Below are 12,363 nucleotides of genomic sequence, written 5' to 3'. Positions count from 1 at the left end.
CGCCTACAGTGCCAAGCCACTCAATTCCTCTGGCATCCCAGCCTGACCATTCTCAGGTGCCAGATACTCATCACGAAGGGATCGCCACAAAGCGTCATCCCAGACTTCAAAACGCTTACCCTGACCAATCAGCGCAATCTGCTTATCCAGCGAGGCATACTCCCGCAATAACGATGGCACCAGCAGTCTCCCCTGCTTGTCCATGATTACATCGGTGGCATGTCCGATAAGAAGTCGCTGGATGCGGCGTGTGGCCGGGTTATAACTGGGTAAAGCTTCAAGCTGCTGCTGAATGACTTCCCATTCAGGTAAAGGGTAGAGCAGCAAACATTTGGATTCGGTATCGATAGTTAGCACGAGGTTGCCATCGCAGAGCTGCAGCAAGTCATCACGATACTTGGCAGGAAGCGCCATGCGTCCTTTGCCATCCATCGCGATGGAGTTCAGCCCTCGAAAACTACCCACAAATCACCACTATTCCACCTCACCACCACTTTGAACCCACTTTCCTACCACTTCACCCCACTTTTCACCACTCACACTATAGAAATGCGCCATAGCAATTGCAAGGCAAAAGCTAACGCCGCACAGGCTAAATGAACGGTTTTCAAGAAGGATTCAGTGAAGGTCTATAAAAGAAGGCACTACTGTGGATAACGAGGAGAATCAGAGGTGCTGAGCCCGCCTGTAAGCCGGGTTCTGTCGAGGACAATCATTCATCTAGGGCGGCTGTCACCAGACGCCTCCAGCGACCTACCCGAACCCAGCGCGGGTCACGCCTTAAGGGTTCCTATTTGGTCTTGCTCCGAGTGGGGTTTTCCATCGCCGTGGAGTGTTACCACCCACGCGGTGCGCTCTTACCGCACCATTTCAACCTTACCGGCTCTTACGAGCTTAGGCGGTATACTTTCTGTTGCACTTTCCGTGGGCTCACGCCCCCCAGACGTTATCTGGCACTTTACCCTGTGGAGCCCGGACTTTCCTCCCCTTCCTAAGGAAGCGGCGATTGCCCAGCGGACTCAGCGGCGTGAAGGATACCACGGGATTCAAAACTCACAAGTTCTTTAAGGCTATTAGCACTGATTAAGCTGATCCATCAATGGACTGCTGAGACAAAGCCCATTGATACAACACCTTACGATTAAGTCCAGTCAGCTTGGCAGCTGTTGCCGCGGCCTGACTTATGGGAAGAACATCCATTAGCGTTCGCATCGTCTGCTCCGCTGCAGCATCAAGATCATCACCCGCAGCCGCTGGCGCACCTTGCAGCATCAGTACGATCTCCCCCTTCTGCTGGTTTGGATCATTCCGAACCAGATCAAGCACTTCAGGCAAGGTGCCTTGTAAGAAGGTTTCAAAGGTTTTAGTGATTTCACGCGCCATCACCAACTGTCGCTCACTGCCCAATACTTCAACCATCGCCTCAAGAGTGGCCAATATGCGATGCGGACTCTCGTAAAATACCACAGTTCTCGGCTCCTTAGACAAAAACTGCAAGGTCTGGATCCGCGCCTGCGCTTTGGCAGGAAGAAAACCCTCAAACACGAAGCGATCAGTCGGCAGCCCCGCCGCACATAACGCAGTCACCACAGCACAAGGCCCGGGTAATGGCGAAACCCGAAAACCAGCCTGCCTGACTTCACGAACAAGATGGTAGCCAGGATCAGAGATCAACGGCGTTCCCGCATCAGAAATCAGCGCAACACTTTTACCTTCGGCCAATCGCTGTACAATACCCTCTGCCTGCTGTCTCTCGTTGTGATCATGCACAGGCACTAGCGGCGTTCGTATATTAAAGTGGGAGAGCAGTTTCTGGCTGTGGCGAGTGTCTTCGGCAGCGATGACATCGACCTTTGCCAACACTTCCAGCGCGCGCGGCGTGATATCGTCGAGGTTGCCAATTGGCGTAGCGACTATATATAGCGTCTGTTCAGACATAGCAGAGCAGTATTCTCATCAGAAATTCATAGGCAACAGGGATTGACCGTGAGTGCAAGTATATTGACCAAGCGCCTGGCATTGAGCCTCGCGATTACCGCGAGCATTACATTAAGTGGCTGCGTAACCACGACGTCTAATACCAACAACCAGCAACGCCAGCGTACCGCCTCACAGCAGCCAATCCAGAGCATCATAACACGCAGCTCGTCGATGGCAGGCACTGACCGCTCAGAATATCTGCTGCTGCAAGCCGAGCAGCTAATGGATCAGGACCGCCCAGGCGATGCCAAAGCCCTGACTGACATGATCCATCAAGGCGAGTTATCCGCTGACCTGAAACTGGAATATGCCTTTTTACGCGCTCGCCTTGAGCTTGAGCGCCATGATGGCAATCAGGCACTGTTCTGGCTACACGATCCTGTGTTCAAACGGATACAGCTAACTGACGTAGATCTGCAAACCCTCTACCAACTGCGCGCTCAAGCTTTCGAGATGACCAGTGACTATCTGGATGCAGCCAAGGAGCGCATTGCACTCTCAGATTTGTTGAGTGGCGATCAGCGCCAGACCCAGAACGACCTGCTGTGGAGAGACCTGCAAAAAAGCAGTACCACAGCACTAACTCAGGCACGTCAGAATGCAGCCGACCAACTGACTCAAGGCTGGCTGGCACTGGCTCTGAGCCTTCGCAGCCAGCCAGATCTTATGCGTCAGACCATGGCCTACAACCAATGGAAACAACAGTGGCCAGATCATCCGGCCGCCCAAACACCACCAGGCGAAGTGATTGCCGTAGCCGACACTAACACTGAAGCTCCCAACAAGATCGCCCTGCTGCTACCCATGAGCGGCCAGCTTTCCTACGTTTCTAAAGCTATTCAGCAAGGCTTCATGACCTCCTATTACGCTCGCCAGAAAGGCGGTCTTGACGCGCCTGAGGTACTGGTGCGCAATACTGAGGAATATCCAAACCTGCTGGCTCTGTATCAGGACCTTAAGCAACAGGGTGTCGATTTTGTTGTCGGCCCGCTTCGAAAAACTCAGCTGGACCAGCTTTCGGGCCAGAGCACTCTCCCCATAGACACTCTCGCACTTAACGTACTGGACGATAGCGCCAACGTTCCGACCAATATGACCGAATACGGACTGACCATTGAAGATGAAGCCCGTCAGCTGGCTCACCAGGCATGGCAGGACGGCAAGCACTCGGCCATGATCCTGTCAGAGCCGGGAGATTGGGCTCAACGTGGCGTCAACGCATTTCGTGAAGAGTTTACGCGCCTTGGCGGCCAGATCGCAGACCAATATAGCGTGGGCGACCAGAACAGCTATGTCGATGCCAGTACCCAATGGCTGCACATGAACATGACTGCCGCTCAAGCAAAACGCCGCAACGGCAAAGCGCGCCACCGTGATGACATCGACATGATTGTCCTGATCAGCCAACCGATGACGGCACGTCAGGTGATGCCTGCGCTGGCGTTTAACTACGCCTCTGACCTGCCCGTCTACGCAACCTCTCAGGTTTACTCTGGCAGCCCAGACCCACAACATGATCAGGATCTCAACGGCCTGTACTTCACCATCATGCCATTACTCCTTAAAGGCCATGATGAAAGCAGCCCGGATGTTCAACAGTACTGGGACTCAGCCTCCAGCAACACGCTTAACTTCTTTGCCATGGGCATGGATGCTTTTGAGCTAATGCTGCGCGTACCATTAATGAAAGAGCATACTTCAGCACGCTTCTATGGTCAGACTGGCATTCTGTCACTGGATGGCAACGAGGTGCATCGCGAGCTGAGCATCGCTAGAATACGTTCCGGCGCGCCTTACCCCATCATCACCAACCAACCTCAGGACTGATTGATGCTGGCAGCCTTTCGAGGAAAAAGCGCCGAGCAAGCAGCTCGCCGCTTCCTTGAATCCAAGGGGCTCATTTACGTCGCCAATAATGTTCGTCTGGCGGACGGTGAACTTGACCTGGTCATGACAGACGGTCAGCATCTGGTTTTTGTTGAAGTCCGCTTTCGCAAACGCGATGGTCTGGTAAGCCCGAGCGAATCCATAGACCCCCGCAAACAGCGTCGACTGATTAATGCTGCCACTGCATATTTACAGAAACACCGCCAATGGCAGCATCACTTTTCAAGGTTCGATATTCTGTCGATGACACAGAATAGCGAGGGATACGAGTATCAGTGGCTAAAAAACGCCCTGTCTACCTGATGGAAATGCCCCGTTCTCATGGAGCTACAAGATCGCATTATCGCTCAGTTTCACACCAGCATTGACGTAAAAGTCCATGCGGTAGAGCTGCTGACGCCACTGATTGCTCATGCCAGCGAAATGATGCTTCATTGCCTGCTGAGTGAAGGCAAGATCCTTTGCTGTGGCAATGGCCGCTCTGCAATCGACAGTCAGTTATTCACGACACAGCTACTGAACCGTTTTGAGCGCGACCGCCCCGGCCTGCCAGCAATGAATCTGAGTGCTGACGCAGCAACACTGACCGCAATAGCCAGCGAGTTCAATTACAACGATGTTTATTCTAAGCAGATACGCGCCCTGGGGCAGCCCGGCGATATCCTGCTGGCTATTTCCTCATCGGGTCGCTCGGCTAATATAGTACAAGCTATCCAGGCAGCTCATGATCGAGACATGATGGTTATCGCCATGACAGGAACCGATGGCGGCGATATCAGCTCCCTGCTTCGCCCCGAAGAGGTTGAGCTACGCGTCCCCTCAGAGATGCCCGTTCGCATTCAGGAAGTTCATACACTGATCATTCATTGCCTGTGTGACCTTATTGATTTTCAGCTTTTTGGAGGAGAGTAATGAAGAAGCCTATCGGCGTCGCCCTGATCGCATTGTGCACCGGCCTAGCTGGCTGCTCTAACATCATCAGCGCCACTCGTGACGAACCGATTCAGGAAGACTACACCTCTCGCACGGTGGGTAAATTTGTAGATGACCAAGTCATCGACACCAAAGCCTCAGTCAACATCAACAAGGGCTCACAAGCGCTGCAGCAATCCCGCGTTTCCGTGACCAGCCAGAATGGTATCGTATTACTGGTAGGACAAGTTCCCAACCAAAGCGTCAAACAGGAAGCCGAGCAAATTGTTCAGCAGGTGCGAGGCGTTCGCCAGATTCAGAACCGCCTAAGCGTTGGGCCTAATGCGACGTTATTGATGCAAAGCCAGGACGCCTTCATCACGACTCAGATCAAGACCAAACTGCTGGCAGAAAAAAATCTGCCTTCGTCACAGATCAAGGTCATCACGGAAGCAGGCATCGTTTACCTTATGGGCCGTGTCACCCAGGCTCAAGCAGACCTTGCGGTAAGCATTATTCAGCAGGTAGGCGGCATTCAACAGATCGTCAAGATCTTCGAATACATCTGAGCCACTCGCTCAGCCACAAAAAAAGGAGCCTTAAGGCTCCTTTTTTTGTATTACGGGAAAAGACTACTTGATCACTTTCAAAGAAGGTCGCTTGTGAGGCTTGTCGGATTTCTTTGGCACTTCCGCCACAGACTCTTCCGACTGAATCTCGGCCTCCTCAGCACCTGAGCTATCTTCAACAACACTCAGGCCTGCAGGCGCAATCTCATCGGTGACCTTTTCAAGCAACTGCTGCTCCAGCTGATCAGCTCCTGGCTCCATTCCAAAGCCCATTCCCTGACCGTTTTCACGAGCATACATCGCAAGAATGGCCGCCATCGGCGCAATCACCTGCATGGGCACACCACCGAAGCGCGCATTAAACGTCATTTCCGCATTAGCCACATTGAGATACTGCACAGCTGTTGGCGAGATATTCAGAACAATCTGACCATCCTGCACATGCTGCCGAGGCACTTCGACTCCGGGACAATCGGCATCAACCACAACATAGGGCGTCCAGCCGTTCTCCAAAATCCATTCATAGAGACCACGCACAATAAACGGACGACTTGGAATCATTCACTACCTCCTTAACTTTCGAGCCCTCAGTATGGGCAAGCAAGACACGCCTGCCCATTCAGAGACTTAGACTCGAATTTCCTTTTCCGCTTCAGACAGGCTGGCGCGGAATGATTCACGCTCAAACAGACGCCCCATATAACGCAGCAGATGCTTAGCCTGCTTCTCTGGCAGCTCAATACCAAGAGCAGGCAAGCGCCACAGGATGGGGGCGATGCAGCAATCCACCAGTGTGAACTCTTCACTCATGAAATAGGAAAATTCAGCAAAGATCGGCGCAATAGAAAGCAGGCTTTCGGTCAGAATAGTACGGGACTCTTCTGCCTCAGCACTGTTTTTGTCTTTCAGGATACGGTCAACGTGCACACACCAGTCACGCTGGATGCGATACATCAACTGACGACTTTCAGCACGCGCCACAGGATACACAGGCAACAGAGGCGGATGAGGAAAGCGCTCATCCAGATATTCCATCATGATGTTAGGCTCAAAGAGCACCAACTCACGGTCCAGCAGAGTAGGAAGCGTGTTATAGGGGTTTGAGGATGTTACGTCCTCAGGAACATTATTGGGATCCGCATCCAGAATATCTACGGTAACCCCTTTTTCTGCGAGAACAATACGCACGCGATGGCTGTAATGATCCTCACCATTGGAGAAGAACGTCATAGAAGAACGCTTCGCCACAACACCCATGCTGTTAACCTCTTGTCAGATTCGAAATAAGGTATGCGCCAGCAGCTATCCCTGCCGGAGACTGACTAGCGCAAATCTCGCCAGTACTCTCGCTTTAGCGCATAAGTGAACAAAAGCAGAATCATCAGAAAGCCAAGGACCCAAGGCCCAAGCGCCTCACGCTGAACAATCTCAGGCTCACTCATATAAACGAGAAAGTTTACCAGATCATGAACCGCTTGATCATATTCCTTTGCGGATAATCTGTTACCCGACATCGTCGCGCCAGCACTTTCCACACAAGACACCTGATCAGTCGAGACACAAGCGCGATTAACGCCCTCTCTCAAGGGCAGAAGAACATCAGGCATCATAAGCCCCGGCAGCAGATGATTATTCACCCCAAAGAGCCGCGAAGAATCCGCATAAAAGCCATGAAGAAAGCCAGTCAACCACTTAGCACCACGCTGCTGCGCCTCCAGGCTCAAGTCAGGAGGCTGCTTACCAAACCACTGATCAGCCAGCGAGAGCGGCAAAGAGCCATGCTGTACAAGCTCTATATATCTCTGTTCGACACCCACCGACTTAAGTGCCCTCGGCGTCACATACGCCGCTGAATGACAGCCCGCACAATATTGGCGATAGAACTCAGCACCTCGCTGCAAGGAGCCCTCAGCCATCGCTGCCATCCCCTTAAGTGGAATCAGCAGCATTAACCCCAACAGCCAGACTCTACTCAGCATCCACTGCCTCCCGCACAACACCCCAACGGCTATACCAAGGCATTAGAACAAGACAGAGGAAGTAGAGAATTACCGCCAGTCGAGCCAGCCAGATGCGCCACTCTGTCAACGGCAGACAACCTAAAACACCGAGCCCGATCAAACTAATGACCCAAATCGCTAGGGCCACACGACTACACCGCCCTTTATAGCGAAGCGACCTTTCTGGAGAGCGATCCAACCAGGGAAGCAATAGCAGCATCAAAAGAGCAAACATCATCGTTAGCCCACCCCAGAGGCGGGCTTCCACCCCCAACCAGGGAAAGCTAACAACCCGCAACATGCTGTAGAACGGACTAAAATACCAAGGCGGACTAACGTGCGCTGGCGTCACCATAGGATTAGCAGCCACTGCATTAGCAGGCTCAATAAAGACACCACCCATCATCGGCGCATAGAAGATAATCGCCGCAAATATCAGCAAAAAAAGCACAACAGCAACAGCGTCTTTGAGTGTGTAGTAGGGATGAAAAGCAACCATACGTGGAACACTATCCCCTGCACGATCCATTAGCACTCGCCCCTCAGGATTATTCGCCCCCACAGAATGTAACGCACCAATATGCAGATAAACCAACAGGGCTATAACCATCGGAACAAGCAGAATATGCAGGACATAGAATCGCTTTAGCGCAGCCTCTCCCAGAAGCTCACCGCCCTGTAAGACCTGCAGCAACCCGTTTCCAACCCAGGGCAGCGACTCAACCAGAGTCAGAATAACCTTTGCCCCCCAATAGGACATTTGCCCCCAAGGCAGCAGATACCCCATGAAGGCCTCAGCCATCATCAAAAGCAAAAGCACCATACCAAACAGCCACACTAACTCGCGCGGCTGCCGGTAAGATCCATACACCATCGCCCGCAGCAAGTGCACAAACAACACAGCAAAGAGCATGGAAGCTCCGGTGGTATGCGCATAGCGGATCAGCCACCCATACTCGACCTCACGCATAATGTACTGAACAGAAGCAAAAGCGTTGGTCGGGTCATAGAAGAAAACCAGCCATATACCACTGAGCAACTGAAGACACAGAGCGAATAGCGCAACCGCTCCAAAGCAATACCAGAGATTCAGATTATCCGGCACTTTATAGGCACGTAGCGCTGCCAGCACATTCAATCCCGGATAACGCGACACGAGCCACTTCTCACTACGAGAAGAAGCATCATTCTTCGACTCACTCATGCAACACCCTCACCAGAGCGCCCAATCACCAACTGATCGTGCCCCCTGAAAAAATAAGGAGGCACAACCAAATTGGTAGGTGCTGGCATATCCCGATAAACCCGGCCAGAGAAGTCAAATAAAGAACCATGACAAGGACAGATAAAACCACCACACCACTGCCCTGCGCCTACTGACGGAGGCAGAGGCTGTGCTAGCGCCTGAAAACGGGGAAGACAACCCAGGTGCGTACAGACGCCGGAAACAACCACTACATCATCACGCACAGAGCGAGCTGCGGACGCTGGAATATAAGCAGGCTGAGTGGAGTTTGCAGACCAGGGATCAGCGAGAAAGGAGGTGAGCTTTTCTTGCTCAGCCAGCATGGATGCGGTTCGTCGAATAACCCACACAGGCGAGTCCGCCCAGTTAACAACCAACTGCTGACCTGACTCAAGCTTACTCAGATCGATAACGATAGGCTTCGTCTCAGCCACACCTTTGACGGGACGCAAGGCACACACCAGCGGAACAGCAGCGCCCACGACAGCTGCCGCACCGAGCACCAGTGTTGAACCCAGCAAAAAGCGACGACGGGGATTGGGCAATCCAGCCTCTTCCTTCACTACCCCTCCTTACCTACCCGAAATATAAAATCCCGAAGTAAACGCCATAAAAACAAAAACCCCACGGAGAATACTCCATGGGGTTTTTGCGAATCCAGAGACTCTTGCGATTAACGCTTGGAGTACTGAGGACGCTTACGTGCTTTACGCAGACCGACTTTCTTACGTTCAACTTCACGAGCGTCGCGAGTAACGTAGCCAGCTTTACGCAGCGGAGAACGCAGTTCTTCGCTGAACTGGATCAGAGCGCGAGTGATACCGTGACGGATCGCACCAGCCTGACCAGAGTTACCACCACCGGCAACAGTGATGACAACGTCGAATTTATCGGTTGCTTCTGCCAGTTCCAGAGGCTGACGAACCACCATACGAGCAGTTTCGCGACCGAAATATTCTTCGAGGCTACGCTTGTTGATGATGATTTTGCCAGAACCTGCCTTCAGGAAAACACGGGCAGTAGAGGTCTTGCGGCGACCGGTACCGTAGTATTGAGTCACTGACATGGTCTACGTCCCCTTAGATGTTCAGTTCTTTAGGCTGCTGGGCAGTGTGCGGATGCTCGGCACCAGCGTACACTTTCAGCTTGGAATGCATGGCGCGACCCAGTGGGCCTTTTGGCAGCATGCCGCGTACAGCCAGCTCGATAACACGCTCAGGAGCGTGGTCGATCAGCTGGTTGAAGCTCAGGGACTTCAGGCCACCTGGGTAACCAGTGTGACGGTGGTACATTTTGTCAGTACCTTTCGCACCAGTTACGTGAACCTTTTCAGCGTTAACAACAACGATGTAGTCACCGGTGTCAACGTGAGGAGTATATTCAGTTTTGTGCTTACCGCGCAGGCGGCGAGCAATTTCAGTGGCCAAACGACCCAGGGTTTTACCTTCGGCGTTTACCACGAACCAGTCATGCTTAACGGCATGAGGCTTGGCGCTCAGGGTTTTCATTGATTTCGTCCTAACAACGATGCACTTTTACGTGCTACCTATTTTTATTGGTTAGCCCATAGGACTAACGTTTAAAAAACGCTACCGAGACAACAGAACTTCGGCAGGCGCGGCATTATAGCGAGTCTCGAAGCAGATGTTAAGTCCGATGTTCGCGTGCCAGATATTCTTTTGACTGCATTTCAAGCAATCGGCTGGTGGTACGCTCAAACTCAAAGCTTAAGCGCCCACCGGCATAGAGTTCATCCAGCGGCTTCGCCGCAGAAATGATCAACTTGACGCCACTGTCGTAGAATTCATCAACAAGGTTAATGAAGCGGCGCGCCTGATCATCCTTTCCGTTACCCAAGACAGGCACATTGGAAAGGATAATGGCGTGAAACTCGCGAGCCAGTTCAATGTAGTCATTCTGGCTACGCGGGCCATCACACAACTCATCAAACTCAAACCAGACGATATCGTCACAAACCTTACGAGCAGTCAGATTACGCTGGTTAATTTCAATGGAAGCATTTTCTTCCAGCTTCGAAGCATCACGCAGCAATGAGCAGAAACTCGAATGCAGGCTTTGCTCAGCGTCTTCATCAAGCGGGCTGTGATAGAGCTCTGCCTGTTCAAGAGCACGCAAGCGATAATCCACACCGCTATCCACATTAACCACTTCAGTATGTTTGTTCAGAAGCGCAATCGCAGGCAGGAAGCGCGCACGCTGCAGGCCATCCTTATACAGGCCATCAGGCACAATATTGGAGGTCGTGACCAGCGTCACCCCACGCGAGAACAGCTGTTCAAGCAAACCGCCGAGAATCATCGCATCGGTAATATCCGTGACGAAGAACTCATCGAAACAAAGCACGCGTGCTTCAGCCGCATATTTTTCGCCGATTTTGACCAAGGGATTCGCGGTCCCCGCCAGCGCTTTGAGATCCTGATGTACGCGCTGCATAAAACGGTGAAAATGCAGACGCTTTTTCTCGGCAAAGGGCAGACACTCATAAAAGGTATCCATGAGATAGGTCTTGCCGCGACCGACCCCACCCCAGAAATACAAACCTTTCACAGGCTCTTTATTCGTTGCCCCACCGCCAAACAGGCGTTTGAGCAAACCTCCAGAGGAAGTTTCCTTGTGAGCAATCAACTCATCAAAGACACGTTGAAGATGCTTTACAGCCATTTCTTGCGCAGCATCATATTGGAAATCTTCGCGTTGAAGATCCTGCTTGTATCGCTCCAGAGGGGTCATAGGTCAGCGTCGCATAACACGGGGAGAAGAAAGGCGGATACTTTAGCACCCTGACGGTTTAGCGCAATCATTGCACTGTTGCATCTGCCACTTTAAGTAGCGTTGATAGCAGCATAAAGGTAGTGTTCGGCTTGGAGCCCCGCAGGGCTTCCCCTATCATAGGGGTCAAGGACAGTTGGTTTTTTAGGAGTAAAACGTGGAACAGATCGCTCTGCTCATTATTGTGGCTGCTGTGGCTTTCATTGTCGGCTTAATCATTGGCCGAATGATTCCCCGAAATAACAGCGAAGATTCCGACAACACTCAGGACTATTCTGATTTCAGTTCTCCCGCTCCCCAACAGGAGCTGGTGACCTACAAGGCAGACGTTCAGCGTCATCTGGATACTACTGCCGAGCTGGTAAACAACCTCACATCCACCTATCGCGCACTGCATGCGCATCTGGGTGATGCCAACCAGAAGCTGGGGGATGCCTCCACCGCCATTAGTCCTTTGGCAGAGCCAAAGCTTACAGCGGACGACAAACCGGCCGCTGAAGAAAAGTACGAACCGACCCAACCTCGTGACTATGTTCCCAAAACCTCACCCACTGAACAGGGAACACTTTCAGAAGGTTACGGTTTACGCGCCGCACAGGAGAAAGCGGCAGCGACTGCCAAATAATTTTAGTTTTGCTTTACCAGAAAGGGCGCTCAGAGCGCCCTTTTCTTTTGCCTGCAATTCACCCCGCCCAAGTCTCCGGCCGCTGCCAACTTGTCTATACACGTCAGCACAATAAATTTTGCGAAACAAAGCTGAACCGTGACAGCATTATGGACACATAAAGCAAATAACAGTTTGACATAGGCTATTCAAATGCCGATCTATGTAACAGTAAACCGCATTTAAGAAACAGAAAACATAGCAACCGTTATAGAATTGGCTGTATATAACAACAACAAAAGGATCTTGAGGTGACTCTACACAACCTTGGCTTACGCTTTCATCGCACTCATCACACTGAGGCAACTCAGAGAA

Annotated in this window: 15 protein-coding genes and 1 other RNA gene; 5 read left to right on the top strand and 11 right to left on the bottom strand. The window is 51.9% G+C overall.

All coding sequences use genetic code 11. From position 1 onward, the window contains the following. Window positions 1-3: 3 nt before the first annotated feature. The 3 genes from mraZ to rsmI all read right to left on the bottom strand — a co-directional run bounded on the left by mraZ (window position 4) and on the right by rsmI (window position 1,938). The gene (gene mraZ / locus ACKC9G_RS11140; RefSeq protein WP_411405290.1) at window positions 4-465 is read right to left on the bottom strand and encodes a division/cell wall cluster transcriptional repressor MraZ; all 462 of its coding nucleotides are present in this window, start codon (window positions 463-465) and stop codon (window positions 4-6) included. A 207-nt stretch (window positions 466-672) separates the two neighbouring features. Next, window positions 673-1,022, bottom strand: an RNA gene (gene rnpB, locus ACKC9G_RS11135) — RNase P RNA component class A. 61 nt (window positions 1,023-1,083) lie between these two features. After that, on the bottom strand, window positions 1,084-1,938 hold the full coding sequence (gene rsmI / locus ACKC9G_RS11130) for a 16S rRNA (cytidine(1402)-2'-O)-methyltransferase (protein ID WP_411405288.1): 855 nt from the start codon (window positions 1,936-1,938) through the stop codon (window positions 1,084-1,086). A gap of 48 nt (window positions 1,939-1,986) precedes the next feature. On the opposite strand from rsmI, the gene ACKC9G_RS11125 reads away from it, so the two are divergent. From ACKC9G_RS11125 to ACKC9G_RS11110, 4 genes are read left to right on the top strand one after another with little or no spacing between them, the layout of a single operon-like run. Continuing rightward, the gene (locus ACKC9G_RS11125) at window positions 1,987-3,807 is read left to right on the top strand and encodes a penicillin-binding protein activator (RefSeq protein WP_411405286.1); all 1,821 of its coding nucleotides are present in this window, start codon (window positions 1,987-1,989) and stop codon (window positions 3,805-3,807) included. 3 nt (window positions 3,808-3,810) lie between these two features. Next, window positions 3,811-4,170 (top strand): YraN family protein, encoded by a 360-nt coding sequence (locus ACKC9G_RS11120; RefSeq protein WP_411405284.1) that lies wholly within the window; start codon window positions 3,811-3,813, stop codon window positions 4,168-4,170. 18 nt (window positions 4,171-4,188) lie between these two features. Further along, window positions 4,189-4,779: a phosphoheptose isomerase gene (locus tag ACKC9G_RS11115; protein WP_411405282.1), complete on the top strand. Its 591-nt coding sequence runs from the start codon at window positions 4,189-4,191 to the stop codon at window positions 4,777-4,779. Continuing rightward, entirely contained in the window at window positions 4,779-5,348 is a 570-nt protein-coding gene (locus ACKC9G_RS11110; RefSeq protein WP_411405280.1) for a BON domain-containing protein, read from the top strand. Before ACKC9G_RS11115 ends, ACKC9G_RS11110 begins: the two co-directional genes overlap by 1 nt. A 63-nt stretch (window positions 5,349-5,411) precedes the next feature. Here ACKC9G_RS11110 and ACKC9G_RS11105 read toward each other — a convergent pair whose 3' ends face one another. From ACKC9G_RS11105 to zapE, 8 genes are all read right to left on the bottom strand, one after another. Further along, window positions 5,412-5,909, bottom strand: coding sequence for a ClpXP protease specificity-enhancing factor (locus tag ACKC9G_RS11105; protein WP_411405278.1), 498 nt, complete (start codon window positions 5,907-5,909; stop codon window positions 5,412-5,414). A gap of 66 nt (window positions 5,910-5,975) precedes the next feature. Next, window positions 5,976-6,605 carry a glutathione S-transferase N-terminal domain-containing protein gene (locus tag ACKC9G_RS11100; RefSeq protein ID WP_411405276.1) on the bottom strand — a complete coding sequence of 210 codons (630 nt, stop codon included), beginning with the start codon at window positions 6,603-6,605 and terminating at the stop codon, window positions 5,976-5,978. A gap of 65 nt (window positions 6,606-6,670) precedes the next feature. Further along, window positions 6,671-7,327, bottom strand: a complete 657-nt coding sequence (locus tag ACKC9G_RS11095; protein WP_411405274.1) for a cytochrome c1 — start codon at window positions 7,325-7,327, stop codon at window positions 6,671-6,673. Beyond that, complete coding sequence (locus ACKC9G_RS11090; RefSeq protein WP_411405272.1) at window positions 7,317-8,552, bottom strand: cytochrome b; 1,236 nt, start codon at window positions 8,550-8,552, stop codon at window positions 7,317-7,319. Before ACKC9G_RS11090 ends, ACKC9G_RS11095 begins: the two co-directional genes overlap by 11 nt. Then, the gene (petA, locus tag ACKC9G_RS11085) at window positions 8,549-9,157 is read right to left on the bottom strand and encodes a ubiquinol-cytochrome c reductase iron-sulfur subunit (protein ID WP_411405270.1); all 609 of its coding nucleotides are present in this window, start codon (window positions 9,155-9,157) and stop codon (window positions 8,549-8,551) included. Before petA ends, ACKC9G_RS11090 begins: the two co-directional genes overlap by 4 nt. 110 nt (window positions 9,158-9,267) lie before the next feature. Continuing rightward, window positions 9,268-9,660 (bottom strand): 30S ribosomal protein S9, encoded by a 393-nt coding sequence (rpsI, locus tag ACKC9G_RS11080; protein ID WP_411405268.1) that lies wholly within the window; start codon window positions 9,658-9,660, stop codon window positions 9,268-9,270. 13 nt (window positions 9,661-9,673) lie between these two features. Further along, a complete protein-coding gene (rplM, locus tag ACKC9G_RS11075) occupies window positions 9,674-10,102 on the bottom strand; it encodes a 50S ribosomal protein L13 (RefSeq protein ID WP_411405266.1) in 429 nt (142 codons plus the stop codon). A 139-nt stretch (window positions 10,103-10,241) separates the two neighbouring features. Then, entirely contained in the window at window positions 10,242-11,345 is a 1,104-nt protein-coding gene (zapE, locus tag ACKC9G_RS11070; protein ID WP_411405264.1) for a cell division protein ZapE, read from the bottom strand. A gap of 196 nt (window positions 11,346-11,541) precedes the next feature. On the opposite strand from zapE, the gene ACKC9G_RS11065 reads away from it, so the two are divergent. Beyond that, window positions 11,542-12,009 (top strand): YhcB family protein, encoded by a 468-nt coding sequence (locus ACKC9G_RS11065; protein ID WP_411405262.1) that lies wholly within the window; start codon window positions 11,542-11,544, stop codon window positions 12,007-12,009. Window positions 12,010-12,363 lie beyond the last annotated feature (354 nt).

Source organism: Pokkaliibacter sp. CJK22405, from assembly GCF_046614695.1.
In the GTDB taxonomy this organism is placed as follows: Bacteria; Pseudomonadota; Gammaproteobacteria; order Pseudomonadales; family Balneatricaceae; genus Pokkaliibacter.
This window is presented reverse-complemented; position numbering and strand designations above follow the sequence as displayed.

Excerpts from the sequence above, each read along its gene's own strand:
- ACKC9G_RS11105 (WP_411405278.1), bottom strand. The coding sequence starts at position 5,909 with ATGATTCCAAGTCGTCCGTTTATTGTGCGTGGTCTCTATGAATGGATT.
- ACKC9G_RS11110 (WP_411405280.1), top strand. The coding sequence starts at position 4,779 with ATGAAGAAGCCTATCGGCGTCGCCCTGATCGCATTGTGCACCGGCCTA.
- ACKC9G_RS11100 (WP_411405276.1), bottom strand. The coding sequence starts at position 6,605 with ATGGGTGTTGTGGCGAAGCGTTCTTCTATGACGTTCTTCTCCAATGGT.
- rpsI (WP_411405268.1), bottom strand. The coding sequence starts at position 9,660 with ATGTCAGTGACTCAATACTACGGTACCGGTCGCCGCAAGACCTCTACT.
- zapE (WP_411405264.1), bottom strand. The coding sequence starts at position 11,345 with ATGACCCCTCTGGAGCGATACAAGCAGGATCTTCAACGCGAAGATTTC.
- ACKC9G_RS11090 (WP_411405272.1), bottom strand. The coding sequence starts at position 8,552 with ATGAGTGAGTCGAAGAATGATGCTTCTTCTCGTAGTGAGAAGTGGCTC.
- rplM (WP_411405266.1), bottom strand. The coding sequence starts at position 10,102 with ATGAAAACCCTGAGCGCCAAGCCTCATGCCGTTAAGCATGACTGGTTC.
- ACKC9G_RS11095 (WP_411405274.1), bottom strand. The coding sequence starts at position 7,327 with ATGCTGAGTAGAGTCTGGCTGTTGGGGTTAATGCTGCTGATTCCACTT.
- rsmI (WP_411405288.1), bottom strand. The coding sequence starts at position 1,938 with ATGTCTGAACAGACGCTATATATAGTCGCTACGCCAATTGGCAACCTC.
- ACKC9G_RS11120 (WP_411405284.1), top strand. The coding sequence starts at position 3,811 with ATGCTGGCAGCCTTTCGAGGAAAAAGCGCCGAGCAAGCAGCTCGCCGC.
- ACKC9G_RS11115 (WP_411405282.1), top strand. The coding sequence starts at position 4,189 with ATGGAGCTACAAGATCGCATTATCGCTCAGTTTCACACCAGCATTGAC.